This window comes from Tamaricihabitans halophyticus (assembly GCF_004340875.1).
Classification (GTDB): Bacteria; Actinomycetota; Actinomycetes; order Mycobacteriales; family Pseudonocardiaceae; genus Tamaricihabitans; species Tamaricihabitans halophyticus.
The window spans coordinates 571,307-595,906 of the sequence record NZ_SLXQ01000001.1 but is presented as its reverse complement, the minus strand read 5'-3'; the positions used below and the strand labels follow the sequence as shown (position 1 = coordinate 595,906).

Below are 24,600 nucleotides of genomic sequence, written 5' to 3'. Positions count from 1 at the left end.
CGATACCACCTCTCTGCATGCGCGCGTCTACACGATCGGCGACACACGATGGTATGAGCCGAAGCGGTGAGAGATGATGTGAGAGACACCACATATTCGAAACTTTACCGCTCGTGCGGGGGATGGTTAGCACATCTGTGCTCACCCTTGCGGCGAACGGGGCTCCGGACATGCCGCGGGTTCGCCCAGTGGGCGCCATCGGTTTCCTTGCCGGCTGATCAGCGGGGCAAGCTCGGGGCGTTTCGGCGTCAGCCCGTCACCCATCGATTCACCGCGTAGCTGGCGACGAATCCACGGGATCAGATGCTCGCGGGTCCACTCCAGGTCCCGGCGGCGCAGTGCCATCCAGTTGTCCTCTGGCACTGTCGGCCATGGCTCCCGCCAGTCCGCCTTGACCGGAAGGCCGAGTACCTCGGCCGTGCGCAGCGCGATCCTGCGATGCCCTTCCGCGGTGAAGTGCAGCCGATCGTCGCTCCACGCGCGCCGATCGCTGAGCACGCTCATCGACCACAGGTCGACGATGCGTACCCCGTGTCGCTCGGCGATGGCATGCAGGTTGCTGTTGTAGATCGCTACCTTCGACCGGACGAGCCGCACTACCGGGCTCACCTTGGGGTCCGGCCCGGTGAAGATGAGTACATCGATACCGGCAGCGAGCAGCGAACGCACGCCTTCCTCGAAGAGGCCGGCCAGTTCGTCCACATCGCTGCCCGGCAGGATCACATCGTTGCCGCCAGCGCAGAGCGTGACAAGGTCAGGTTTGACCTCTAGCGCGATTGGTAGTTGCTCGTCCAGGATCTCGCGCAGCATCTTGCCGCGTAGCGCGAGATTGGCGTAGCGAAAGCGCGGATTGTCTTCGCCAAGCAGCTCGGCAAGGCGGTCGGCCCATCCCCGGTAACTGCCATCTGGCAGAGTGTCACTGAGTCCTTCGGTAAAGCTGTCCCCGATCGCGAGATAGCTATCCCAGCCGTGCACGTCCTCCCCTTTCCCTCCAGTTTGTGCACCGCAAACGTGGGCGTTTGGCAAAGCCCTCTGATTGAACAACGACTTCCCAAACATGTCCCAGCATGCCCCCGTTGATCGAACCTACGCCACCGTTGGTTCCGGCGGGCCAGGTCGGTTCAAATTAGGTCTGCCTAACCTTCGCGAAATGAGGCAGGGTAGGAGGCGTGACTGAGGTGCGGACGGAGCGCGATGACTCGCTGGCCACGTTGCTCGGCGGGCGCCGGGGCGCGCTCGACGCCAGCCTGCCGCCCGCGGCCTTTGTAGTCGGTTGGCTGCTCGCGAGCAACTCGATTCTGATTGGTGCCGCCGCGGCGGTCGGTGTTGGTCTGGTGATCGGGATTCTGCGCCTGGTTCGCGGCGGCAAGCTGGGCGCCGTGCTGATCAGCGTGGCCGGAGTGTGCGCGGCCGCGCTGCTGGCGCTCTACACCGGACGCGCGCAGGACTTCTTTCTCATCCAGCTGCTGATGAACATCGCGAGCGCGCTGGCCTGGGCGGCGAGCATCGTGTTGCGCTGGCCACTGCTCGGCGTAGTAGTGGGGTTCGCGCTCGGTCAGAAGACCAGCTGGCGGCGTGATCCGGCGTTGCTGCGGGCATACGGTCTTGCCAGCTGGATCTGGGTGTTCGTGCAGTACACGCTGCGCGTGGCGGTCTACGCGACGTTGTGGTGGGCAGGTGAGGTGGTCGCGCTCGGGGTGGCCAGGGTGGCGTTGTCCTGGCCACTGATCGCGGTGACCATCGCGATCAGCGCTTGGGTGTTGCGTGCGACACTGCCCGCCGACCACCCGGGGCTGCGACACCCGCGGATCGCCGGCCAGGACCCAGAAGTCAGGCGCCAGGAAAACGAGTCCGAAGAGACCGAACGGCCCGCACCGTAGCCAGCTCAGCCGAGTGGATGCGGCGCCTGCTCGCCGAGAATCCGTACCGCTGCGAGCCACGCCGCGCCGCGTACCCCGTCACCGGTACTGAGCACCCGGATACCGTGCCCGGTCAGTTCGGTGCGGACCCGCCGGCCGATCGGCGAGTCCTGGCCGAGCACACTGCCGGCGAGTACCACCGGGGTCGACTCCGCGGCCTCCCGCGCGTCCAGCGCCAGCTGGACCAGTACGTCACCTGCCTCGCGCACGATCTCCAGTGCGGCCGGATCCGCCTGCTCGGCAGCCGTGCTCACCAGCGGGGCGAACCGGGCGAGCTGGATGGGTTGCTGGGCATTGGCGGCGGTGATCAGCTCCCGCCACAGCCGGCGCCTGGCCATTGGCTCGTCCGGGCCGAGCCCGGATTCGGCGAGTACCTTGCCGGCCAGCTCGCCCAAGGCGTCCTCGGTTTCCAGCGCGCGCAGCGTTGCCCGGATTGCCGCCCTGCCAACCCAGAACGCCGAGCCCTCATCGCCGAGTAGCCAGCCATAGCCGCCCACCGTGCGGATCAGCCGGCGTGTCCGGATCTGGCCGGCGATCGAACCTGTGCCGCCAATCAGCAGGGTGCCGTCCGGTTCGGCGGTCGCCGAGGCGTAGGCGACCTCGACGTCGGTGCGGATATCGACCTCGCAGCCGAGCGAGGCCCATGCGGTGGCGAACGTACTGGCGACGGCCGGGTCGGTGAGTTTGCTTGTGCCGGCCATGCCGACCACCGCGGCGGCGACCTCCGCGGGAGCTGCGACGCCGTGCAGTGCGGCGTCAATCGCCTCGGCGAGGTGCTTGGCCGCTTGTTCCGGGGCATGCGAGTTCGGGTTGCCGCCACCGGATCGGCCCGTGCCGAGCACCGTGCCGGCCAGATCGGTGACCACCGCGCGGGTTGTGGTGCCACCGGTGTCCACCCCGAGTACGTAACTCATCGGGTTCTGGTCACCTTGTTGAGGCCACGTGGCTGGTCGGGATCGAATCCGCGGGCAAGGGCGAGCCCGAGCGCGAGCCGTTGCGCGGGCAGTACTTCCAATACCGGCGCCACTTCCTCGGCGCATTCGGGCAGCGGGATGCGCTGTGCCGCGGGCGCGTGGGTCGCCGCCGAGCCGACCGCGAGTACGTCCGCGCCGCGTTGCCGCACGGTGTCCAGCACCTCGTGCATGGCAGCGCCGCCACGCCCGGCGCTGGTGATGGCCAGTACGGCGGTTTCCGGGTCGACCGCGGCCACCGGCCCGTGCAGCAGATCAGCCCCGCTGTAGGCGCGCGCGTGCAGATAGCTGGTCTCGGCGAGTTTGAGCGCGGACTCGCAGGCGCTCGCGTAGGAATACCCTCGGGCGCAGGCCACCATCCGATCGGCGAAGCGATACCGCTGGACGGCTTCCTCCACTGGACCGGTGCATTCGGTAAGGGCTTGTTCGGCCAGTTCGCCGAGCGCGGCCGCATGCTCGCCGGTGCCCTCGCGTACCGCGTCGATCAGCAGGTAGAGCGCGAGCAGGGTGGCCGAGTAGGTTTTGGTCGCGGCCACCGCGGTTTCCGTGCCCGCGCCGATCGGCACCGCGTACTGTGCGGCGTTCGCCAGTGGCGAGTCCGCGGTGTTGCTGACCGCGACGGTCAGCGCCCCCCTGGCCCGCGCGGTTTCGGTAACCGCGAGCAGATCCGGCGAACCGCCGCTCTGACTGACCGCGATCAGCAGTACATCGCGCAGATCCGGCTCGGCTTCGTAGAGCGTGATGGTGGACGGGGACACCAAACCGGCCGGCAGTCCGAGCAGCACTTCGACCAGGTACTTCGCGTACAGCGCGGCATGATCGCTCGAGCCACGGGCGGCGAGCAGCGCGAACCGTGGCCGGTGCCGTCGAATCGCCTCGGCCAGCTGGGCGATCTCCGCCCGGTTGGCGTAGAGCCCGGATAGCACGGCCGGTTGTTCGGCGATCTCCGCCGCCATGTGTTTACCGGGTGTCACATCGGGCGAAATGCTCGTCATCGGTCTCCTCAGAAGTATCTACCGGCCCCGGTAACTGCTATGGCTTGGTCTAGACCAATGCTACCGTGGCTGGCGGACGTAGCGCGAATCACGTTCTTCCTACATTCTTCGCCCGCCGAGGTACTGGCAAGGCATCCTGGGCGGGAGCGCGGAAAGCTGGCAAGGGTCGGTGTGGTCCAGCTGGCCGGTCGAGTCGAGGAGATTAGCGATGCTGGAAGCCTCTACCACCGTGACGCCCGATGCTGGCGCGCGAACGCTCCGTGAGCCGAAGTACTGGCGGCTCAAGCGGCACCTGGTCGAGCTGATCGCGACGCTGACTCCCGGTTCGCCGATTCCGACAGAGCGGGCACTCGCCTCCGCCTTCGATGTCTCGCGTACCACGGTGCGCCAGGCACTTGCCGATCTCACCGTGGAGGGGCGGCTACACCGCGTGCAGGGTAAGGGCACCTTCGTCGCGAAACCGAAGGTTGCGCAGCGGCTGCAGCTGTCCTCCTACACCGAGGATATGCGCGCGCAAGGCAAACGCCCCTCTTCTCGATTGCTCGATATCGCCGAGGAGCCGGCCGAGGGGGAGCTGGCGAAGCTGCTCGGGGTGCGCAACGGCGCGAAGATGCTGCGGATGCGCCGGTTGCGGTTGGCGGACGGCGAGCCGATGGCGATCGAGACCTCGCACCTGCCTTCCGGGCGGTTTCGTGGTTTGCGCAAGTACGTGAGCGCGGGCGGTTCGCTCTACGAGGTTCTGCGCGAGCAGTTCGGCGTCCAGATGGGGCATGCGGAGGAGACCATCGAGACGGCCTTGGCCGGCCCCGAGGAAGCCGAGCTGCTCGGGGCCGACGTCGGCATGCCGACGCTGCTGCTTTCCCGGCACTCCTTTGCCGTCGGCGGTAAACCGGTGGAGTGGGTACGTTCGGTTTATCGCGGAGACCGCTACAAGTTCGTCACCACGCTGAACCGTCCGTAACCGCTCGTCGGATCAGTCCAGTATCTCGCGGAGCAGGCCGGAGTCGATGTTTCCGCCGGAGGCGACCGCCACGGTCTGCCCGGTGGGCAGCTCGGCGCCGTGGAAGAGACAGGCGGCCGCGGCGACCGCGCCGGACGGTTCCACGATCGTGCGGGTCCGCTCGATCAGTAGCTTGAGCGCGGCCCGAATCTCCTCCTCGGTCACGGTGAGCATGCCGTCCAGAACGCTGCGCAGATGCGCGAAGGTGAGTTCGGACGGTTCGGCCCGCAACCCGTCCGCGATGGTCCGGGCGCGGTCCTCCGGTGCCCAGCGGATCAACTCGCCCGCGCGCAGGCTGGCCGCCGCGTCCGCGGCGAGTTCCGGCTCAACGCCGTAGATCCGGGCCCGGGGACACCGCGCTCGTACGGCGGTGCCGATGCCGGAGGCGAGCCCGCCGCCGCTCACCGGGATCAAGACCACGTCGACATCGGGCAGTTGTTCGGCGATTTCGAGGCCGACGGTGCCCTGCCCCGCGATCACATCTGGATGGTCGAACGGCGGAATCGGCGTCGCGCCGAGTTCACTGACGAGTTGGTAGGCGCGGGATTCCCGCTCCGCCATCGGTACTTCGACGACCGTACCGCCGAGCGCGCGGGTGGATTCGATCTTGATGCGTGGCGTCGAATCGGGCACCACGATTGTCGCCGGAATGCCGAATTCCCTTGCCACATAGGCGACAGCCTGTGCGTGGTTTCCGCTGGACCAAGCCACCACGCCGCGCTGGCGCACCGGTTCGGGAAGTTTGCCGATCGCGTTCAGCGCGCCGCGGATCTTGAATGCGCCGACCGGCTGCAGATTCTCTGGCTTGATCCACAAGCGATTCCGGGAGTTTTCTGGGACGCTTAATAGTGGGGTGCGCACGGCGATGCCGGCCAACCGTTCCCTCGCGTCGGTGATGTCGTCGACGGTAATTAGCTGCACAATGCCATTGTGCCCGATTCGCCGGAACTGGGCATTTGTCCACTATGGACCATCGCCGTGTCGGCGGTCACCTGTTGCTAACGCGGGGAACTCGGAAAACGTCATAACAGTTAGGACTGGCGGGAGGGGAAGGAGTGCCGACAGCGAGTTGAACGACAAGATGCGTACGGACAAAGCCGGCGGCGCCGTTGATGTGGCGGACGAGAGTGCCGGCGAGAAGGAGAAAACTTCAGAAAAGATTGGCATTTCGCCGATCCAGGTGACGGCGGCCGCGCTTGCCGCCGTCACGGCTGCCTTCGTCGGTTCGTTGCTCGGTGTGTACGGCACGGTGCTTGGTGCGGGTGTGGCGAGCATGATCACCACCGTGGGCCATTCGCTTTACCAGCGGTCCATGGAACGCACCAAGGACAAGGTCAAGGACAACCTCGCGAAGGTGCCAGTGCGCACCACCCTGAAGGTGCCGAGTAAGGCGGCCCCGCAGAGTTCGGCCCCGCAGGGTTCAGCGCAGGGCGGCCAGCAACCCGGAACCCGAGTAGCGGCGCCGGTGGATCCGCCGCGGCAGGGCGGGTATCGGCCGTTGCCTGGCAGCGGTCAACCAGGGCAGGGCCAGCCAATACCAGGACAGGGTCAACCAGGACAGCACGGACAGCAGTGGCGGGGACCGGGTACCCAGCGGGGCACCGCCCCACGCGGGCCAGGGCAGCCGCCGCCAACCACGGCCCTGCCCGGTGTCACTGGCAAGTCTCCGGTGGATCCGGCTACCCAACGTCAATCTCCTGCCGACTCGGCTACGCAGCGTCAGCCGGGTCAGCGTTCGCTTGCCGACGCGGAGCACACTAGGGTCTTCCGGCCGGTGGCACCGGGTGCCGACCAGACGCAGCACCTCGGTGCGGCCACGCAGTACGTCGGAAAGCAGGGCCAGTTGGCGGGGGTGCCGAGCGCCGCCGCGCGCGGCGGGGAGCCGACCACCGCGCTGGAGACAGCCGACCTAGCGGAGCCGGGTAACGGTAAGCGCCGGATGCCCAAGAAGCTCAAGTGGCCGCTGATCATCGCGACGGCGTTGCTTGGCTTCGGGATCGCGATGTTGGCTGTCACCGGTTTTGAGGGCATCACGGGTAACTCGATCTCCGGGAACGACTCGCGGACCTCAATTGGCGGGATGTTCAACCGGGGCGACTCGACAGAACCGACCGACCAGCAGCCCGAGCAGCAGCAGCCGGCGCCGCAGGACGGCAGCACGCCGAGCGAACAGCCGGAGCAGCCGACCGAGCAGCAGGACCAGCAGCCGCAGCAGAGCGAGGCGCCGGAGGAAACGGAACAGACCGAGGAGCCGCAGCCGACCGAAGAGCCGGAGCCAACCGAGGGTCAGGAGCCGAACCCCCAGCCGGCACCGCAACCAGCTCCACAGCCGGAGCAGCAGCAGGACCAGGGGCCGTTGCCGAACGAGTGACGGCACTGGATAGCAGGGAAACGAAGCGGGGCTGGGCCTACCGAGGCTCAGCCCCGCAGTCGTGTGCGGAACCAGTCGGCGGCCGCACGGGGGTCTTCGGCTTCGGTGATCGCGCGTACCACCACGACCCGGTCCGCGCCGGCGGCGAGCACCTCGGGCAACCGGGCCGCGTCGATCCCGCCGATGGCGAACCACGGCCGGGTGGCGCCGCTGGCCGCGGTTTCGCGCACCAGGTCCAGGCCGGCCGCTGGCCGGCCTGGCTTGGTCGGGGTGGTCCAGCAGGGACCGGTGCAGAAGTAGTCCACGCCCGGTTCCGTGGCGGCCGCGCTAGCCTGCTCAGCGCTGTGGGTGGAGCGGCCGAGCACCACGTGCTCGCCGACCACTCGCCTGGCGACCGATACCGGCAGGTCGTCCTGCCCGAGATGCAGCACGTCGGCCCCTGCCGCGAGCGCGATATCCGCTCGATCGTTCACCGCGAGTAGCGCGCCATGCCGGGCGCAGGCCTCGCCGAGGACTTCCAGCGCGGCCAGCTCGGCACGCGCTTCCAGCGGCGCGCCCGCCGACTTGTCGCGCAGTTGCAGGATGTCCACCCCGCCAGCGAGCGCGGCTTCGGCGAACTCGGCGAGGTCACCACGCTCGGTGCGCGCGTCGGTGCACAGGTACAGCCGGGCGTCGGCCAGTTTGCGGCGGATCTGCGTAGCGTCCAATCCAGGCACGCCCGCGACCCTACCTTGGGCGCTCGCGCGTGTTCGCCTTCCGCGCGGTTGACGCGTTATGCTGGTCGTGGTGCACGGGAGCCTGGCGGGACCGGGCTGAGAGGGAGCTTTTGCTGGCTCCGACCGTTGAACCTGATCCGGGTCATGCCGGCGCAGGGAGTTGGGAAATGTCAAAACAGAGTCAAACCGCTACTCGGCTTGCCATCGTCGGCGGCGGCGTGATCGGTCTTGCCACCGCATGGCGGGCGGCACGCGCCGGGTATGCCGTGACGCTGGTCGATCCGGCCGCTGGCGATGGCGCTTCCCTGGTTGCCGGCGGCATGCTGGCACCGATCAGCGAGGCATGGCCGGGCGAGGAGGACGTCCTCCGGCTCGGCGAGCTGTCCCTGCGGCAGTGGCCGGAGTTCGCGGCCGAGCTCGCCTCGGTTGGTGGCGAGCTCGGGCTGCGCGCCGAGGGTACCGTACTGGTCGGCTACGACAGCGCGGATCGCGAGCAGCTGACGACACTGGCTGATTATCTGGCTACGCAGGATCGCCAGGTGGAGCGGTTGACCGGGCGGCAGCTGCGCGCACTGGAACCGGGAGTCGGGGCGGCCATCCGAAGTGGACTGCACGTTCCCGGCGAGTACTCGGTGGACGCGCAACTGTTGCTGCGGGCGCTCGGCAAGGCCGCGGCCGGTGCCGGGGTGGTCTTTCGGTCCCAGCCAGCCGAATCGGTGGGCCCTGGCTCGGTGCGGCTCGCCGATGGCTCCCGTGTGGACTGTGAGGTGGTGCTGCTTGCCGCTGGCGCATGGAGTGCCGGCCTGCACGAGGCATTGGCCGGCGTGGTGCGACCGCTCAAGGGCGAGATCCTGCGGCTACGGGCGCGCCCTGGCTGCCTACCGCCACCGGCGAGGACGGTACGAGCCGCGGTGTCTGCTCGGCCGATCTATCTGGTGCCCAAGGATGGCAGCGAGCTGGTGCTTGGCGCCACGCAGTACGAGGCCGGCTTCGACACCTTGGTGACCGCGGGCGGTGTGCGGGATCTGCTCGCGGACGCCGAGCGGGTACTGCCGAGCATTCGGGAATACGAACTCCTCGAGTGCGCCGCGGCGCCGAGGGCCGGCAGTGCGGACAACCTGCCGACGATCGGTTGGCTGGAGCCAGGGGTGCTCGCCGCGACCGGGCACCACCGCAACGGCCTGCTGCTCGCGCCGGTCACCGCGGCGGCGGTACTCGACTATCTGGCTGGCGTCCCGGTGCCGGAGGCGGTCGCCGCGGCAAGTCCGGAGCGCTGGCGTCGTTCGAGGGAGGATGGCTAGATGCGGGCGAAAGTGAACGACGTCGAGGTCGAGCTGGCCGAGGGCGGCACGGTCGAGGACGTCCTGCGAGAGCGCGGGTACCCGGACTCCGGGGTGGCCGTTGCCCTCGACGGTCAGCTGGTCCGGCGTTCCGCATGGGCGAGTACCGACGTGCCAGACGGAGCGCGGATCGAAGTGTTCACCGCGGTACAGGGAGGTTGAGTCGTGCCGGATCCATTGGTGATCGCGGACCGCAAGTTCTCGTCCAGGCTGATCATGGGCACCGGGGGCGCGGCGAATCTCGCCGTGCTCGAGCGCGCCCTGGTGGCCTCGGGGACCGAGCTGACCACCGTGGCGATGCGCCGCGCCGATACCGAGGGCGGCACCGGCGTGCTGGATCTGTTGCGCAGGCTGGATATCACGCCGCTGCCGAACACGGCGGGCTGCCAGTCGGCCGCGGAGGCGGTGTTGACCGCGCGGTTGGCGCGCGAGGCGCTGGACACGAACTGGATCAAACTGGAGGTCGTCGCCGACGAGCGGACCCTGCTGCCCGACCCGGTGGAGCTGCTTGAGGCCGCCGAACAGTTGGTGCAGGACGGTTTCACGGTACTCGCCTACACCAACGACGATCCGGTGCTCGCGCTGCGGCTAGCCGAGGCGGGTGTCGCCGCGGTGATGCCACTCGGTTCGCCGATCGGCACCGGGCTCGGCATCCGGAACCCGCACAATATCGAGCTGATCGTGGCAAGGGCCAACGTTCCCGTCGTACTCGATGCGGGAATCGGTACCGCCTCCGAAGCGGCGCTGGCGATGGAGCTTGGTTGCGATGCGGTGCTGCTGGCCAGCTCGGTTACCAGGGCGCAGGATCCGGAGCGAATGGCCGAGGCGATGCGCGATGGGGTGCGCGCCGGCCGGCTTGCCAGGGGCGCGGGGCGGATCCCGCAGCGGTTCTGGGCGCGGGCCTCGAGCCCGCCGAGGTAACGCGTCAGCAAGGTGGGCAACGCGTCGAACCACCCGGATGCGGGGTATCGAGTGGGCTGTCTGGCATTCTTCGGGAACCAAATTCGTAGTTCCGTGGTGCCGATGGCGCCCGAGGCAGCCTAGGGAGGCGTGCTGTGACCACGTCGGACGCCGAGCATGACTTCACCGACCGGCTGTATTTCGCCGTTGTCCGGTTGACCCGGTCGCTTCGGCAGACCGTCACCACCGGGCCCGGGCAGGGTTCGCTTTCCGCGCTGGCCACGTTGGCCAGCCAGGGGTCGATGCGGTTGGGTGATCTGGCCGCCAAGGAAAGCGTCGCCGCGGCCACGATGTCGCGCATCGTGACCTCCCTTGTCGAGCTGGGGTATGTCACCAGGGATCCGGATCCGGCGGACCGGCGGGCCTGGCTGGCCACCGCGACCGAGGAGGGCGCGAGGATCGTCTCCGGGCTGCGCTCGACCAGGATTCACGAGCTGGCCAACCGGTTGGACCGGCTACGGCCGGAGCAGCTCGACGCGCTGGCCGCGGCGCTTCCCGCCCTCGAAGCCTTGCTCTCCGACGAGCCCGAACCGCGCTGAGGAAGTGCGCTAGTTCGGGCGCCGCACGCGGAGCTCGGCCAGCTCGGCACGGAGTTCGCGGAGTTCGGTGAGGATCTGCTCGTTCTGCGCGGTGTGCTCCGCGGCGTGCACGTTTTCTTCCTGCCTTGCCTCCTCGGTGACCTGCTCCTCCATCGCGCTCACCACCACCGCGATGAACAGGTTCAGCACCGCGAAGCTGGAAACCAGGATGTAGCCGACGAAAAAGATCCAGGCCAACGGTGCCTCAGCCATCACGGCGTCGGCCATATCCGGCCAGCCCTCGCCGGTCATCACCTGGAACAGCGCGAAAAGCGACTGGCCGAGGTTGCCGAAGTACTCGGGGGCGATATCGCCGAAGAGTTTGGTGGCGATCACCCCGGAGACGTAGATGATCAGGGCGAGTAGCGCGGCGATCGAGGCCATCCCGGGGATCGCCTTGAGCAGCCCGGTCACCACCCGGCGCATCGAAGGCACCACCGAGATCAGCCGCAGCACGCGCAGGATCCGCAGTGCGCGCATCACCGCGAACGGGCCGGATACCGGCACCAACGCGATAAGCACGATCACCAGATCAAAGACGCTCCATGGATCGCGGAAGAACCGCCAGCGATGTGCGTAGAGCCGCAGCGCCAGCTCGATCACGAAGATCGTCAGGGCCACCCGGTCGGCGACGAACAGTAGCTCGCCGGTTCTGGTCTCGGTAGAGAAGGAGGTCTCCAACCCGAGCGTGGCGGCGTTCGCGATGATTACCGCGATGATGAACCGCTGAAATGCGGAATGCTCCACGAACCGGAGTACCCGTTCGCGCATGCTCACTCGTACGTCTCCTGTGCGGTGCTGATCCGGCTGGGTGATCGTAGCGGGACCGCCGCGTCGGCCGCGGCGCTTTTCCCGCAGACGTGCGCGGGATCGCTATCCGGTCGCCTGCTGATCTTCTTCGGCCAGCCGCCAGAACGCGGATACCGGGCCAACCTTGGCGCCCATCGGGTAGGAGTGCGCCACGGCGTTGCCGACGAACCACTTGCCGAACCGGGCGGCATCGACCACGGACATACCCCGTGCCAGGCCAGCGGTGAGGGCGGCGGCCATCGTGTCCCCCGCGCCATGGGTGTGCATGGTGTCATGCCGAGGGCCGGGAAGTTCCACGAACTCGCTGCCGTCGTAGAGCAGATCGATACATTCCGCGTCTGCCGTCAGGTGGCCGCTCTTGACCAGCACATAACGCGGCCCGAGGGCATGTAGTTCGACCGCGGCCGCGCGCATCTGCGCTCGTTCGCTGACCTCGATCCCGGTGAGCAGCCGTACTTCGTCCAGATTGGGCGTGAGTACGGTGGCGCGGGGGAGCAGCAGATCGCGCAGGGCGGTCAGGCCGGCCTCGTCGAACAGCGGGTGGCCGTGCATCGACGCGGCCACCGGGTCAACGACGAACGGGATTTCGGCGCCAGCGCCAATATTCGCCCGGTCGCAGGCCTCGGCCACGGCACCAATGATCTCCGCGGAAGCCAGCATGCCGGTTTTGGCCGCGCCGACGGCCATATCCGCGGCGACCGCTTCGATCTGGCCCGCGACGATATCGGCGGGGACGTCCGAGCGACCGTGCACGCCGAGAGTGTTCTGCACGGTGACCGCGGTGACCGCGACCAGACCGTGCACGCCGCAGGTCAGGAAGGTGCGGAGGTCGGCCTGTAAACCGGCCGCGCCACCGGAATCGGAGCCGGCGATGGTCAGCGCGGCCGGCGGTGCTTGGGCTGGTGTCATCCCTCCAGTGTCACCGCCGCTGCCTGGCCAGCGCGGCCGGCCCGGGCAACTGTCGGGAATGTCGCGTTCACGGTGGCGACAACTCGTTGGTCGGCGGGAGCCGCCAGAACGGCGAGACCGGGCCGACACCGCGGCCGAGCGGGTAGGCCTCGGCCACGCTGCGTTCGATGAATCGCTTGCCGAAGCGCACCGCATCCGGCATGGCCAGTCCGTTCGCGAGCGCCGATGTGATCGCCGAGGCCAGTGTGTCGCCGCCGCCGTGCGTGTTGTTGGTCTCGTAGCGAGCACCGCTGAGCTCCACGAACTCGCTGCCGTCGTAGAGCAGGTCGACGCATTTCTCGTCATCGCGCATATGGCCGCCCTTGACCAGTACCCATTCCGGTCCCAGGGCATACAGCGCGACGGCCGCGTCTCGCTGCTCCATCGCCGAGTGCACGTCCTGCCCGGTGAGTAGCCGAACCTCGTCCAGATTCGGGGTTACCAGGCTCGCCTGCGGCAGCAACTCGGCCCGGATCGCTTCCAGGGCTTCCGCCCTGAGTAACGCGTCGCCATGCATCGAAGCCGCGACCGGGTCCACCACGAGCGGAGTTTGCCCGGCGCGACCGATCCCCACGTCCCGGCAGGTGGCGGCGACCGCCTGGATGATCTCGGCGGTGGCGAGCATGCCGGTCTTGGCTGCCGCCACCCCGATATCGCCGGTGACGGCCCGAATCTGCGCGGTTACCACGTCGGTGGGGATCTCCGAGAACCCTTCGACGCCAACCGAGTTCTGCACGGTGACCGCGGTGATCGCGGTCATCCCGTGTACCCCGCAGGCGAAGAACGTGCGCAGGTCGGCTTGGATTCCCGCGCCACCGCCGGAATCCGATCCGGCGATGGTCAGCGCGGTTGGTGGCGTATAGCCCGTCATTGTTTCACCACGGGTAGATAGACTTTGTTGCCCTGCTCGGCGAACTCCTCGGATTTCTCCCGCATACCAGCTTCGATAGCTTCTACAGTGGACAGTCCATGTTCGTTGGCGTAGTCGCGGATGTCCTGGGTGATTCGCATCGAGCAGAATTTCGGGCCGCACATCGAGCAGAAATGCGCGGTTTTCGCTGGTTCGGCCGGCAGCGTCTCGTCGTGATAGGCACGCGCGGTGTCCGGGTCGAGCGCGAGGTTGAACTGGTCGTGCCAGCGGAACTCGAAGCGTGCCTTGGAAAGCGCGTCATCCCATTCCTGTGCGTGCGGGTGCCCCTTTGCCAGGTCCGCGCTGTGCGCGGCGATCTTGTAGGTGATCACGCCGGTTTTCACATCGTCCCGGTTCGGTAGCCCGAGGTGTTCCTTCGGGGTGACATAGCAAAGCATCGCGGTACCCGCCCAACCGATCTGGGCCGCGCCGATCGCCGAGGTGATGTGGTCATAGGCAGGCGCGATATCGGTCGCAAGTGGACCGAGCGTGTAGAAGGGCGCTTCACCGCACAGTTCTTCCTCGCGCCGGACGTTCTCCGCGATCTTGTGCATCGGTACGTGGCCGGGGCCTTCGATCATGACCTGCACGTCGTTGTCCCGTGCGATCTGCGACAGTTCGCCGAGGGTTTCCAGCTCGGCGAACTGTGCCCGGTCATTGGCGTCCGCGATGGAGCCCGGCCGCAGGCCATCGCCGAGCGAGAAGGTCACATCGTATTGCCGCAGTATCTCGCAGAGTTCGGTGAAATGCGTGTACAGGAAGGACTCGCGGTGATGCGCGAGGCACCATGCGGCCATGATCGAACCGCCGCGGGACACGATCCCGGTTACCCGGTTGGCGGTCAGTGGCACGTAGCGAAGCAGCACGCCGGCGTGCACGGTCATGTAGTCGACGCCCTGCTCGCACTGTTCGACCACGGTGTCCCGGTAGACCTCCCAGGAGAGCTTTTCCGGTTCGCCGTTGACCTTCTCCAGCGCCTGGTAGATCGGCACCGTGCCAACCGGAACCGGCGAGTTCCGCAACAACCATTCGCGCGTCTCGTGGATCCGCTTGCCCGTGGACAGGTCCATAATGGTGTCCGCGCCCCAGCGGGTCGCCCACACCATCTTCTCCACCTCCTCTTCGATCGAGGAGGAGACCGCCGAGTTGCCGATGTTCGCGTTCACCTTCACCAGGAAGTTCTTCCCGATGATCGCTGGCTCCGACTCAGGATGGTTGCGGTTAACCGGGATCACCGCGCGCCCGCGCGCGACTTCGGCGCGAACGAACTCGGGGTCCAGATCTTCTCGCTGCGCGCAGAATCGCATTTCCGGGGTGATCACCCCGGCTTTGGCGTAGGCAAGCTGGCTCACCGCGCCATCTAGTGGTGCGCGCTCGGCTATCCAGCCAGCGCGCCGTTTCGGTAGTCCATTGTGGAGATCGATGGTGGCTTCGGGATCGGTGTACGGGCCCGAGGTGTCGTACAGGTCGACGTGTTCGCCATTGGTCAGCTCGACCCTGCGCCGCGGTACCTGATCGGCGCCCACATAAACCTTGTGCGAGCCGGAAATCGGGCCCGTGGTGATTGTGGGACGAACGGAGCGATCGTCAAGTGCCGTCACGACTTTGCCTCCCTACGCCGGCATTACCCGGTCAGGTTCTTGCGGTCGGTGGCACCGGCTGGGCGCCAGCCACCCTCTCAGCCCGCCATAGCGCGAGCTCCCGCGTTGTTCAGTTGACGTCGTCGACGATAGCTACCGTGTTCCGTCCTGCCAAGGGCGCTTTCGGGTTCCCTTGCCTATTCGTGGTGCGGATCGCTGGCGTCCGCGGGATCCCAGGAAAGGCCGGGCCGCCCCCACTTGTTTCGTTTGAGCATCCGCTTGGCCTCCCTTGCGTGCCGGCCGATCAGCCGATCCAGGTACAGGTAGCCGTCCAGATGGTCGGTCTCGTGCTGTAGACAGCGGGCGAAGTAGCCGGTGCCATCCACGGTGATCGGCGCGCCGTGCGCGTCAAAGCCGGTGACGCTTGCCTCGCTCGCCCTGCCTGTCGGGTAGCCCTCGCCGGGCACCGAAAGGCAGCCCTCGAGATCGTCCTCGGGATCCGGCATGGTCTCCGGGATCTCGGCGGTCTTCAGTGCCGGGTTCACCACCAGGCCGCGGTGCCGCGTGCCGGTGTCGTCCGGGCAGTCGTAGACGAACAGCCGGAGGTCCACCCCGATCTGGTTCGCGGCGAGCCCGACGCCGTTCGCCGCTTCCATCGTCTCGAACATATCGTCGATGAGCGTGCGCAGCTCGTCGTTGAACTCGGTCACTTCGCGGGTCGGCTGGTGCAGTACCGGATCCCCGGCGATCCGGATGGGGTGTACGGCCATACCGGAAAGGGTAGTGCCCGACGGTCCGCGGCTAACGGGCGCTTGGTCAACAGCCGGTATGCGTGACTCGCGAAGGTTGTCACCCGGACGCGCCGGAGGATAACGCTGGCTCTGTCGGGGTCACGTGGTGTAATGACGCGCGTGGATCACCTTCGTGTGATTCACCCGATACCCGTCCCCGACCGTCGCCAAGGAGCCAGATGGACCTCGCGGAGTCCGAGGCTCGGTCCTGTGAACCGCTGCCATCGGCGCACGATGAGGCGCCCAGTGATGGGTTGACCACTCGGGAGCGCGAAATCCTCGCCTTCGAGCGCCAGTGGTGGCGGTACCAGGGCGCGAAGGAGCAGGCGATCCGGGAGCGGTTCAACCTCTCCGGAACCCGGTACTACCAGGTACTGAACGCGCTGCTGGACAAGCCCGAAGCGGTGCGGACAGACCCGATGCTAGTCAAACGATTGCGGCGGACGCGGGCGAGCAGGCAGCGGACGCGCGTCGCGCGCAGGTTGGGGATCGAGCTGACATGACTGACCCTTCCGCGTTGTCGCGTCCGGCCCGCGCCGCTGGCCTGGTGCTGCTCGGTATCGCTGGACTCGCGCTCGTCATCGGCGGCGTCACCGCGCTTACCAGCGGTGACGATTCGGAGGATGCCGCGGCGCCGACGAATCAGCCGCCGGCGGCTACCGCGCCACCGAGCGCGACCGAATCGGACGGGCCGAAGCCGACCGCACCGAGCGAGAACGAGTCGGCGCGACCGAGCCCGAGTGAGTCGCGCCCGAATGGTCAGGGCAATGGTGGCAACGGCGGGCAGGACGACGGGGACGAGTCGGACGGCTCCGCGGCGGACCAGCAAGCCGGTAACGGTGGCGATGGTCAGCGGGCGCATTCCGATGTCCCGCTGCGGGTCTACAACAACAGCACGATCAGGGGGCTGGCGGACAACGCGGCCAGCGACTTCCGGGGCGCGGGCTGGAACGTTACTCAGGTGGGTAACTACGGCAGCGGCACGATTCCGGAGAGCACCGCCTACTTCCGGCCGGGCACCTCGGAAGAGGCCGCGGCCAAACAGCTCGCGTTCAACTTCGGGTTGCGCGCGGAGCCTCGGTTCGACGGCATCAAGGATTCCGGGTCCGGGGTTATCGTCATCGTGACGAGCAACTACGAAGGCGAGAAGTAGCCGCCAGCCTTCGTCGGTCGACCGGTCAGTGGCGGTCCGCGAAGCCAGCGAGCTGGGCCAGCTGGGCGGGATCAAGCGAAGGGCGTACTGCTTCCCTTGCGGTCGCCAGGTGTGCGGCGGTGACCTCCGCGGCATCCAGCGTTTCCCGCATCGCGGTCAGTGCGCCTTCCCTGATCAGCGCGCTGCAGTCGGCTGCGGAGTAGCCGTCCAGGCTTTCGGCCAGCTCGTCCAGTCGCACATCCGCGCCCAATGGGGTGTTCTTCGCCGCGGCGCGCAGGATGTCCGCCCGTGCTTCGGCATCCGGTGGCGGGACGTAGACCAGCCGCTCCAGCCTGCCCGGCCGGCGCAGCGCAGGGTCGACCAGATCCGGCCGGTTGGTCGCGCCAAGGATCACCACGTCCCTGCGCGGCTGAATCCCGTCCAGCTCGGTGAGTAGCGCCGCTACCACACGGTCGGCGACGCCGGAATCACTTGACTGGCCACGTTGCGGCGCCAGCGCGTCCACTTCGTCCAGAAAGATCATTGCCGGCGCGGCCTCGGCAGCGCGCCGGAACAACTCGCGGACGGCGCGCTCGGACTCGCCTACCCATTTGTCCATCAACTCGGCGCCCTTGACCGAGAACACGTTGAGTTTGCCGGTGCCGGCGAGCGCGCGCACCAGAAAGGTCTTGCCGCACCCCGGCGGGCCGTAGAGCAGCACTCCACGTGGCGGATCGACGCCGAGCCGCTGGAACGAGTCCGGGTACTGCAGCGGCCAGAGCACGGCCTCACTGAGCGATTGTTTGACCTCGGCCATATCGCCGACATCGTCCAGGTCAAGGCCGCCGGTCTGCAAGGTGTCCGAAGTGGACATCGAGGTGGGGCGGACGGTTTCCAGCGCGCCGAGCAGGTCCTGCTGGGCGATATGCGGCTGGTCTGCCTCGCGCTGGCGCAGCGCGGCGCGGATCGCGGCTTCCCTGCGCAGCGCGATGACGTCGGCCGCGACGAACCCCGGCGCCCGCTCGGCGACCAGTGAAAGGTCCACATCGGATTCCACGGGTACGTCTCTGAGTAGCACCCGGAGCAGTTCGATCCGGGTCTTCGCTTCGGGCAGCGGCAGGCTGAGTTCGCGGTCGAGTAGGTCAACGCCACGTAGCCGGGGGTCCACCGATTCCGGGTGCGCGCTGGTGGCGACCACGGCAAGTCGCTGGGTCCGCAGCGCTTCGCGTAGCGCGTCGAGCACGGCCGTGGCAACCGGTGGCGGGTCGGTGGCTGGCAACAGCGCGTCCACATCGGTCACGAGTAGCACGGTCGGCGTGTTGCTCGCGGTGCTGACGGCGTGCGCGACGATCTCGGCTAGCTGGCGCGCGGCGGCGTTGGGTTCGAGGTAGGCGAGGGTCGGCGCGGCGAGTTCCACCAGTGCGGCGTTGCTCGCGTGCGTGGCTGAGCGGACCAGCGTGGCCTTGCCGACGCCTTCCGGGCCGGTGATCAGCGCGCCGAGTCGAGGTGCCGCGCCGAGCTTTTCGAGCAGTTCCGGGTGCTGGTAGGCGAGTTCCAGCCATTCGATGAGCGTGCGCGCGGCTTCCTGCGCGCCAACCAGATCGGCCAGTGGCACGGGTGGATGCGGTGGCTCGGCCGGTGCGGCCGCGGCGGCCGTCATTGGTTGGGCCGGGCTGGCCTGTGGCGCGGGGGTCTGGATCGTGGGTGGCGCTGGCCGGGCTTGTTCGCCGGTCCGGGCGCCGTCGCGCCAGGCAAGCACGGTGGTTGGTTTGACCACGACCGCATCGGCCGGCTCGGTCGTGGTGACGGTGAGCAGCTCGCTGGTCCAGCTCGCGCCGACGGCTGCGGCGAGTTTGCTGCGCGCGCCGGCCACATCCGCGCCGGGTGGTGGCGCGATATCTTGCGGGAGCAGGGAAACCGCGTCGCCCACGGTGAGTACCTTGCCGAGCAGGGCGAGCCGGACCGTTTCCGGGGCAAGGGATTTGCTCGCCATCCGCGAGCCGGACACGGTGATCGTTTGCGCGGGCCGGACGTCGGCCGGCGCGAGTACCAGTTCGCCGCCCTCGGTGACACCCACGTTGGACATGGTGATGTCGTCGGTGAGTACCACGCCGGGGGCGCCGGCGGGGTCGCCCTCGGCGGCGAGCGCCACGCTCACCCTGGCGCCGGTCAGCCGCACCGCGTCCCATTGCCGCAGGCCAAGCGCGTCGAGTACTTCGGGGTGCAGCCGCACCACTCCGCGTCGGGTGTCCACTGCGGAGGGGGAGTGCCGTACGGTCAGCGTGATCTGCGCGGAAGTCACGCGCCCACCCTATCGCTGCTGGCGAGCGCGCCCCGTGACCGCGTTGTTCTCTAGGGGTTGTTGTTGCGCCGCAGCCCGGTCCGCCGCCAGGAGCGGCGCTTGTGTTCCCTGGTTACCGGCTGCTGGGCTCCTGGGCGCACGGTGGTTTCCGGCATATGCGCCTGCTCCCTACCCCGTGGCCGGCGTACTGCCCTGCGTGCTGCCCCGGCTACCCGGCCACGCAGTGGTGAACGCAGCCCCAGCCGGTTCGCGCTGCGCTTGCGGCGGATCGCCCTGCGCTCCTTCGGTGGTACGTCCCATACCTCTGGGTGGTTGGCCAGCCACCGGTACCTGCGCACCGCGTACGGGATATGCGCGACGTAGAGCAGCGCCACGATGGTCAGCGCGGTCATCGGGAACTGGATGATCGCCGCGGCGAGTAGCCCCACGCCGACCAGTAGTGGTGCCACCGCCTTCGCCGGCACCTTCGCGGTCTTCACCGAAAGCGTGGGCACCCTGCTGATCAGCAGCATCGCGATCCCGATGGTCCACACGTGCACGGCGATCTGACCGGACCACCAGCCGTCGCCGATCTGCATGCTCAGCATCAGCGGCAGCAGTGCGAGTAGGCCGCCGGCCGGTGCGGGCACGCCGACGAAGAACTCCTTGGTGAACACCGGTTTTTCGGTGTCGTCGAGCAGGGTGTTGAATCGGGCAAGCCGCAGCACCATGCACACCGCGAAAATCAGCGCGACGATCCAGCCGACCCGGTAGTCGTGCAGGATCCAGACATAGAGCACCAGCGCGGGGGCGACCCCGAAGGACACCGCATCGGAGAGTGAGTCCAGCTCCTCGCCCATCTTGCTGGTCGCATCGAGCAGCCGGGCGATTCTGCCGTCCAGCCCGTCCAGCACCGCGGCCACTACGATCGCCGCGATCGCCAGCTCGTAGTTGTTGGCGAGCGCGAACTGTACGGCGGAAAGGCCGGCGCACAGCGCCAGTACGGTGATCGCGTTCGGCAGTAGTCGTACGCCCGGTGCGGTGCGGGCCATTTCAGCCATCCGTCCCGTTCGCCGCCGAGGTTCCGGTGATCGGCAGTTCGGCGAGCACTGTTTCCCCACCGATGGTGCGCTGTCCGGCGTGTACGAGCACGCGCGAGTCCAGCGGGAGGTAGGTGTCGACCCGGGAGCCGAACCGGATCAAGCCGTAGGTTTCGCCGCGCCCCACTCGGGCACCGGCCGCCACGTCGCAGCGAATCCGCCTAGCGACCAGCCCGGCGATCTGGACCACGACCAGCTGTTCACCCGTTTCGGTGGTCAGCAGCAGGGTGTTGCGCTCGTTTTCCTCGCTCGCCTTGTCCAGATCGGCGGAGAGGAACTTGCCTGGGCGGTACCGCACATCGGTGACCTCGCCGGTCATCGGGATGCGCTGCACATGCACGTCGAATACCGAGAGGAAGACGCTGATCCGGCGCATCGGCGCGGTGCCGATACCCAGCTCGGCTGGTGGGGGCGCGTCCACGATCTCGGCAACGGTGCCGTCGGCCGGGGCGGCGACGGCACCGGCGCGTTCCGGAGCGACCCTGCGCGGCTCGCGGAAGAACCAGGCGACCCAAGCCGTGGTGATGGCGCCGAGGATGCCGGCGATCCGGGAGAAGCGGCGAAGTAGCAGGGTGCCGAGCGCGGCCCCGAGTACGAACGGCCGTCCAGCCGGGTGCATCGGTGGCACCATCTCCTTGCTCAGCTGGACAAGGTGCCCTAGATGCGAGCCGGGCCGCGGCTGCTCTTTGTCGATGCCTTCTTTATCGATGAAGGAATCGTTGTCAGCTGGCAAGTCGCCACTGGGTGCAGAACTCATCTACTCGTCGATCCGCCTTCCGGGGCCGCACCTACCGGTGTGCGGCGGCGTCTACCGCATTGTCCGTGAAACAGCGCGGCACACGCTACGCGAGTCGCCGTCAGCGCCAGAAAGCGGCCAGCGTGGATAGGGCGCATTCGGCGCGGCACGACGATGCACGGTTCGTAATATTCTGGTGACGGTCTGCTCGGAGTTCATGCAGGGTGGCGCGGTACGTCGATATGCGCAACGCATTCGGAATACGCCAGCGCAGTCAGCGGGAGAGGTGAGCGGCTACTGCGTGACCGAGTACGGCTTTTCGGGCAGGCCTTCGTCGCGATGCTGATGGTCGCTGAGAATGCACGGGGCGGCGCACGCCTGCGGTGGCGCGCCTCGGCTGGCAGTCGGCGGGAATCGTCTACGCCCCGATGAGGGACGCCGGAGCTGATCTTCCTCGCTCCCGCATAGCTAGGAATCTCGCTCCCGCATAGCTAGGAATGTAGGAGTTGCGCGGCTAACCGGGGCGCGTGATCGTCGAATGCGAAGGCGAGCATTTTGCCCCACGGCGCCGATCTGGGCTGGTAGCTTGCGTGATGACGGGGTTACGGTCCGCCATCGCGCGGGTGCGGGAGGAAGTACGGGTATGACTGATGAGGTTGGTGCGGCTGCCGGGGCCGCCGTTGGTGCGGCCGCAGGTGGTGCTGTTGGTGGTCCAGCTGGCGTGGCGTTGGGGGCGGCGATCGGGCTGAACCCGTTCGGTCATTCCGGCCAGAACGCGAGTAACCCGAAGCCGGCCGGTGGGCATTTCGAGTTCAGCGAAGCTGACCTGATCAGCATCCGCGACGATCTGCGCATGGCGCTGGATAAGCTTGAGCCTTTACAGGAGAATGCGCGTGTCCTCGCGAGCATCACGCCGCCGGCTGATGATCCAGCAAGCGTCAAGGTGGCTGGCATCTTGGAGGACTCGGGTCGGGATTACGCCGAGCACTCGTTGCCGCAGCAAATCAACGTCGTCCGGACCTTCCTGAAAGCCGTTGAAGAGGCGCTTCCGGAGTATCTGAGGACTGAGCAAGACGCGAAGGGCTCGTTCGGTGATTCCGGAGAGGAAATTTAGGTGCGAATAGCGGCGACCGTAGCGGGTGTGGTGGCCGTGTGTGCCACTGCAGTGGCGGGTTGTACGCAGACCGAAGCTGGCCAACCGGTGGACACGGCTGAGAATCCTCCGAGTTCGTCGGCGGCTGAGCAACCTGGCGACGAGGTTCCAAAGGTGCAAGATCCGCTAGATCTGGCGAAATTCGAGCAGGATCCTTGCAGTTCATTGACTGTATCCCAACTCGACGATCTCGGCGTGAACACCACCGGCGAGGCGAAAGACGACATCTTCGGCCCGGTGTGTCGCTGGAAGTCGGATGGGGTCGCCTCCGTCTCCGTGTACTACACCGTTAAGGGCGCGAAGGGCATGGCGCAGGAGTACGCGAACCGGGACCAGCATGCCTACTTTGAACCAATGGAACCGGTCCGGGGCTATCCGTTAGTCGCTCGAGCCACAGACAACCCTGAGAATATTACTCGTTGCGATGTCGCGGTTGGGGTGACGGATGAGTCGATTGTGCAGATCAGTATCACCCAGTCGTTGAACAAGGAAGGCAAAGAGGATCCCTGTGTGGCGACTCGGCGGGTGGTCGAGATGGTTGTGGAAACCTGGAAGGCTGGGGGTGCGTGATGAGTGAGGGTGGACTGTTCGGTCAGCTCGCTTCGGCGATAACGGGGATTTCGGGTCCGCAGCTGGCGAAGATCCTGAAAGCGGGCCCGGGCACGGGCGCGATGGACGCCGCGCGGGAGGTTGCCCGGGAGCAGCAGCAGGTACAGACCGACGTTAACGACATTATTGCGCGGGTCGCGGGAAAGATTGAGTCCGGTTGGCAGGGTTCGGCCGCCGAGGGAGCCAATTCGGTCACCAAACCGTTGATTCAGGGGAGCGCGGAGGCTTCCGACTCGTTGGGGATTACGCACAGTTTGCACGAGAATCAGGGTGCGTCGTTCTCGCAAACGGTCAATTCCATGCACGACCTGCCGGACAACCCGCCGGAAACGGGTGTGTGGGATTCGATGACTCCGTGGGATACCGATACGGAGAAGGCGGTTTCGGAGCACAACGCCAAAGCACAGGAAAACGTCGAGCGGTATCAGCGATACTCGGATTTCAGTGACGACACCGGATTCCAAGCCCCCACGCAGTTCCCGCGCTACGCGGGCTTCGGCGGCGACATTTCCATGGCACCATCGGCGTCATCCGAACCCGTCGGCGACACGTCCACCGCGCTCCCCGAAACCAACAGCCCTGGCACGACTACTACGGCCGGGTTCTCCAGTACCCCAACCGCGGGCACCCCGGGTGGGGTACCGCCAGCGACGGGTAATCCGGGTGTGTCGCCGGTCGGTGGCACACCGGGCGTGAGCGGTGGCCCTGGTCCGGCCGGCCCGGGTGCACCTGGCTCGGTGACCGGTGTGGGACCGACCCAGGGTGCGAGTCCCGCCGCGGCCGGGTACAACAGCCCCGCTACGTCCGCCGGTGGTGGACGAGTTCCCGGCATGGGTATGGCCCCGTTGATGGGCGGCGGCGCCGCCGGCGCGGGCGGTGACACCACCCGAAGCGGCCGTGGGTTCGGTGCCCGTGGCGGTGTCGCCGGCGGCCCTGGCGGTAGCGCGGCCGGCCGATTGACCGGTGGACCCGGCGCGAGCGGTGGCACCCCGGGGGCTGGCGCGAAAACCGGTGCTGGCCCCGGTGGCGCCGCGGCAGCCGAGTCCGCCGCCAAGACCGGTGCGGCCGGCTCGAGCACCGGCCGCGGCGGCATGGCCGGCGGCCCGATGGCCGGCGGGCAACGCGGCAAAGGCTCCCAAGACGAGGACCACGAGCGCAAAACCTGGCTGGTGGAGCCCGACAAGGAAGGCACCTTCGGCACCGACGAGATGACCGCGCCACCCGTCATCGGCGAGAACCCCAACCCGCCGCGCTAACCACCAGTTCGCGGGAAACGTGAAATCCGTCTGGCGTGTGCGCCCCCCGACGGCGCACACGCCAGACGAACCACGACAAATGTGATCTCTGCCAACCAGTCTAGGCCGGCTCGCGCCGGCAAGCAATGCCGTTCGGTGATGGGTGAATTACGAGCGGTTACTTCCGCGTCCACTGCCGATTCCGCGCACCAGCCTGACCACTACGAGCAGCCCGATCGCGCCAAGTACGGCGACGCCGAAACTCGTGAAGTCGAAGCTGAAGGACAGGTCTCGCCCCGTCGCAGCGGTGTAAATGAACCCGCCAAGCGCCGCGCCGAGCACACCCACGAGCACGCTCAGGATGCAGCCCTGTGGCCGGCGATCGCGGCCGCCTACGACGAGATTGGCCGCCCAGCCAGCGAGCGCGCCGAAAATGATCCAACTAATCGGTCCCACGCCGCCAGG

26 protein-coding genes and 1 riboswitch are annotated in these 24,600 nt (G+C 67.5%); of the genes, 12 read left to right on the top strand and 14 right to left on the bottom strand.

Features of this window, described 5'->3' with window-relative positions:
* Window positions 1–141 precede the first annotated feature (141 nt).
* Window positions 142–975, bottom strand: a complete 834-nt coding sequence (locus EV191_RS02805; protein ID WP_132875197.1) for an SGNH/GDSL hydrolase family protein — start codon at window positions 973–975, stop codon at window positions 142–144.
* A gap of 194 nt (window positions 976–1,169) precedes the next feature.
* Here EV191_RS02805 and EV191_RS02800 point away from each other — a divergent pair, with 194 nt between their 5' ends.
* Complete coding sequence (locus tag EV191_RS02800) at window positions 1,170–1,880, top strand: DUF3159 domain-containing protein (RefSeq protein ID WP_243658719.1); 711 nt, start codon at window positions 1,170–1,172, stop codon at window positions 1,878–1,880.
* Window positions 1,881–1,885: 5 nt separating this feature from the next.
* Here EV191_RS02800 and EV191_RS02795 read toward each other — a convergent pair whose 3' ends face one another.
* Both EV191_RS02795 and EV191_RS02790 read right to left on the bottom strand, forming a co-directional pair.
* On the bottom strand, window positions 1,886–2,833 hold the full coding sequence (locus EV191_RS02795) for an N-acetylglucosamine kinase (protein ID WP_132875196.1): 948 nt from the start codon (window positions 2,831–2,833) through the stop codon (window positions 1,886–1,888).
* Complete coding sequence (locus EV191_RS02790; RefSeq protein ID WP_132876107.1) at window positions 2,830–3,846, bottom strand: SIS domain-containing protein; 1,017 nt, start codon at window positions 3,844–3,846, stop codon at window positions 2,830–2,832. The genes EV191_RS02795 and EV191_RS02790 overlap by 4 nt, the downstream gene beginning before the upstream one ends.
* Before the next feature lie 247 nt (window positions 3,847–4,093).
* Between EV191_RS02790 and EV191_RS02785 the strand changes: the two genes are divergently transcribed.
* Window positions 4,094–4,846 (top strand): GntR family transcriptional regulator, encoded by a 753-nt coding sequence (locus tag EV191_RS02785; RefSeq protein ID WP_132875195.1) that lies wholly within the window; start codon window positions 4,094–4,096, stop codon window positions 4,844–4,846.
* Window positions 4,847–4,858: 12 nt separating this feature from the next.
* Here EV191_RS02785 and EV191_RS02780 read toward each other — a convergent pair whose 3' ends face one another.
* Entirely contained in the window at window positions 4,859–5,806 is a 948-nt protein-coding gene (locus EV191_RS02780) for a threonine ammonia-lyase (protein ID WP_132875194.1), read from the bottom strand.
* Between the two features lie 148 nt (window positions 5,807–5,954).
* Here EV191_RS02780 and EV191_RS30890 point away from each other — a divergent pair, with 148 nt between their 5' ends.
* A complete protein-coding gene (locus EV191_RS30890; RefSeq protein ID WP_132875193.1) occupies window positions 5,955–7,256 on the top strand; it encodes a hypothetical protein in 1,302 nt (433 codons plus the stop codon).
* A 47-nt stretch (window positions 7,257–7,303) separates the two neighbouring features.
* On the opposite strand, the gene thiE is transcribed toward EV191_RS30890, so the two are convergent.
* Window positions 7,304–7,972 (bottom strand): thiamine phosphate synthase, encoded by a 669-nt coding sequence (gene thiE, locus EV191_RS02770; RefSeq protein ID WP_132875192.1) that lies wholly within the window; start codon window positions 7,970–7,972, stop codon window positions 7,304–7,306.
* Between the two features lie 64 nt (window positions 7,973–8,036).
* Window positions 8,037–8,148: riboswitch (TPP riboswitch) on the top strand.
* Here thiE and thiO point away from each other — a divergent pair.
* From thiO to EV191_RS02750, 4 genes are all read left to right on the top strand, one after another.
* Window positions 8,140–9,273: a glycine oxidase ThiO gene (gene thiO / locus EV191_RS02765; RefSeq protein ID WP_132875191.1), complete on the top strand. Its 1,134-nt coding sequence runs from the start codon at window positions 8,140–8,142 to the stop codon at window positions 9,271–9,273. (Overlaps the previous riboswitch by 9 nt.)
* Window positions 9,274–9,474, top strand: a complete 201-nt coding sequence (gene thiS, locus EV191_RS02760; protein WP_132875190.1) for a sulfur carrier protein ThiS — start codon at window positions 9,274–9,276, stop codon at window positions 9,472–9,474.
* A 3-nt stretch (window positions 9,475–9,477) separates the two neighbouring features.
* The gene (gene thiG / locus EV191_RS02755) at window positions 9,478–10,233 is read left to right on the top strand and encodes a thiazole synthase (protein WP_132875189.1); all 756 of its coding nucleotides are present in this window, start codon (window positions 9,478–9,480) and stop codon (window positions 10,231–10,233) included.
* A 134-nt stretch (window positions 10,234–10,367) separates the two neighbouring features.
* Window positions 10,368–10,811: a MarR family winged helix-turn-helix transcriptional regulator gene (locus EV191_RS02750; protein WP_132875188.1), complete on the top strand. Its 444-nt coding sequence runs from the start codon at window positions 10,368–10,370 to the stop codon at window positions 10,809–10,811.
* A 9-nt stretch (window positions 10,812–10,820) separates the two neighbouring features.
* On the opposite strand, the gene EV191_RS02745 is transcribed toward EV191_RS02750, so the two are convergent.
* From EV191_RS02745 to EV191_RS02725, 5 genes are all read right to left on the bottom strand, one after another.
* Window positions 10,821–11,621 (bottom strand): ion transporter, encoded by an 801-nt coding sequence (locus EV191_RS02745; RefSeq protein ID WP_424565432.1) that lies wholly within the window; start codon window positions 11,619–11,621, stop codon window positions 10,821–10,823.
* A 102-nt stretch (window positions 11,622–11,723) separates the two neighbouring features.
* Complete coding sequence (gene thiD, locus EV191_RS02740; protein WP_132875186.1) at window positions 11,724–12,569, bottom strand: bifunctional hydroxymethylpyrimidine kinase/phosphomethylpyrimidine kinase; 846 nt, start codon at window positions 12,567–12,569, stop codon at window positions 11,724–11,726.
* 67 nt (window positions 12,570–12,636) lie between these two features.
* Window positions 12,637–13,479 carry a bifunctional hydroxymethylpyrimidine kinase/phosphomethylpyrimidine kinase gene (gene thiD, locus EV191_RS02735; protein WP_132875185.1) on the bottom strand — a complete coding sequence of 281 codons (843 nt, stop codon included), beginning with the start codon at window positions 13,477–13,479 and terminating at the stop codon, window positions 12,637–12,639.
* Window positions 13,476–15,119 carry a phosphomethylpyrimidine synthase ThiC gene (gene thiC, locus EV191_RS02730; protein WP_132875184.1) on the bottom strand — a complete coding sequence of 548 codons (1,644 nt, stop codon included), beginning with the start codon at window positions 15,117–15,119 and terminating at the stop codon, window positions 13,476–13,478. Before thiC ends, thiD (EV191_RS02735) begins: the two co-directional genes overlap by 4 nt.
* 176 nt (window positions 15,120–15,295) lie before the next feature.
* Window positions 15,296–15,868 carry a peptide deformylase gene (locus EV191_RS02725; RefSeq protein WP_132875183.1) on the bottom strand — a complete coding sequence of 191 codons (573 nt, stop codon included), beginning with the start codon at window positions 15,866–15,868 and terminating at the stop codon, window positions 15,296–15,298.
* Window positions 15,869–16,068: 200 nt separating this feature from the next.
* Here EV191_RS02725 and EV191_RS02720 point away from each other — a divergent pair, with 200 nt between their 5' ends.
* Both EV191_RS02720 and EV191_RS02715 read left to right on the top strand, forming a co-directional pair.
* Window positions 16,069–16,392 carry a DUF3263 domain-containing protein gene (locus EV191_RS02720; protein WP_132875182.1) on the top strand — a complete coding sequence of 108 codons (324 nt, stop codon included), beginning with the start codon at window positions 16,069–16,071 and terminating at the stop codon, window positions 16,390–16,392.
* Complete coding sequence (locus EV191_RS02715; RefSeq protein ID WP_132875181.1) at window positions 16,389–17,042, top strand: LytR C-terminal domain-containing protein; 654 nt, start codon at window positions 16,389–16,391, stop codon at window positions 17,040–17,042. Before EV191_RS02720 ends, EV191_RS02715 begins: the two co-directional genes overlap by 4 nt.
* Before the next feature lie 25 nt (window positions 17,043–17,067).
* Here EV191_RS02715 and EV191_RS02710 read toward each other — a convergent pair whose 3' ends face one another.
* Genes EV191_RS02710 through EV191_RS02700 form a run of 3 tightly spaced genes read right to left on the bottom strand, consistent with a single transcriptional unit; the run spans window position 17,068 to window position 21,159 of the window.
* Entirely contained in the window at window positions 17,068–19,323 is a 2,256-nt protein-coding gene (locus tag EV191_RS02710) for an AAA family ATPase (RefSeq protein ID WP_132875180.1), read from the bottom strand.
* 50 nt (window positions 19,324–19,373) lie between these two features.
* Window positions 19,374–20,354, bottom strand: coding sequence for a CDP-diacylglycerol--serine O-phosphatidyltransferase (pssA, locus tag EV191_RS02705; protein WP_132875179.1), 981 nt, complete (start codon window positions 20,352–20,354; stop codon window positions 19,374–19,376).
* A gap of 1 nt (window position 20,355) precedes the next feature.
* Entirely contained in the window at window positions 20,356–21,159 is an 804-nt protein-coding gene (locus tag EV191_RS02700; RefSeq protein WP_132875178.1) for a phosphatidylserine decarboxylase, read from the bottom strand.
* A 622-nt stretch (window positions 21,160–21,781) separates the two neighbouring features.
* Here EV191_RS02700 and EV191_RS02695 point away from each other — a divergent pair.
* The 3 genes from EV191_RS02695 to EV191_RS02685 are packed head-to-tail and all read left to right on the top strand — an operon-like array spanning window position 21,782 to window position 24,156.
* On the top strand, window positions 21,782–22,252 hold the full coding sequence (locus EV191_RS02695) for a hypothetical protein (RefSeq protein ID WP_132875177.1): 471 nt from the start codon (window positions 21,782–21,784) through the stop codon (window positions 22,250–22,252).
* Window positions 22,253–22,861, top strand: a complete 609-nt coding sequence (locus tag EV191_RS02690) for a DUF3558 family protein (protein WP_132875176.1) — start codon at window positions 22,253–22,255, stop codon at window positions 22,859–22,861.
* Entirely contained in the window at window positions 22,861–24,156 is a 1,296-nt protein-coding gene (locus tag EV191_RS02685; protein ID WP_132875175.1) for a hypothetical protein, read from the top strand. Before EV191_RS02690 ends, EV191_RS02685 begins: the two co-directional genes overlap by 1 nt.
* A gap of 147 nt (window positions 24,157–24,303) precedes the next feature.
* Here the strand turns inward: EV191_RS02685 and EV191_RS02680 are convergent, their stop codons facing one another.
* Window positions 24,304–24,591 carry a GlsB/YeaQ/YmgE family stress response membrane protein gene (locus EV191_RS02680; protein WP_132875174.1) on the bottom strand — a complete coding sequence of 96 codons (288 nt, stop codon included), beginning with the start codon at window positions 24,589–24,591 and terminating at the stop codon, window positions 24,304–24,306.
* Between the last annotated feature and the right edge of the window lie 9 nt (window positions 24,592–24,600).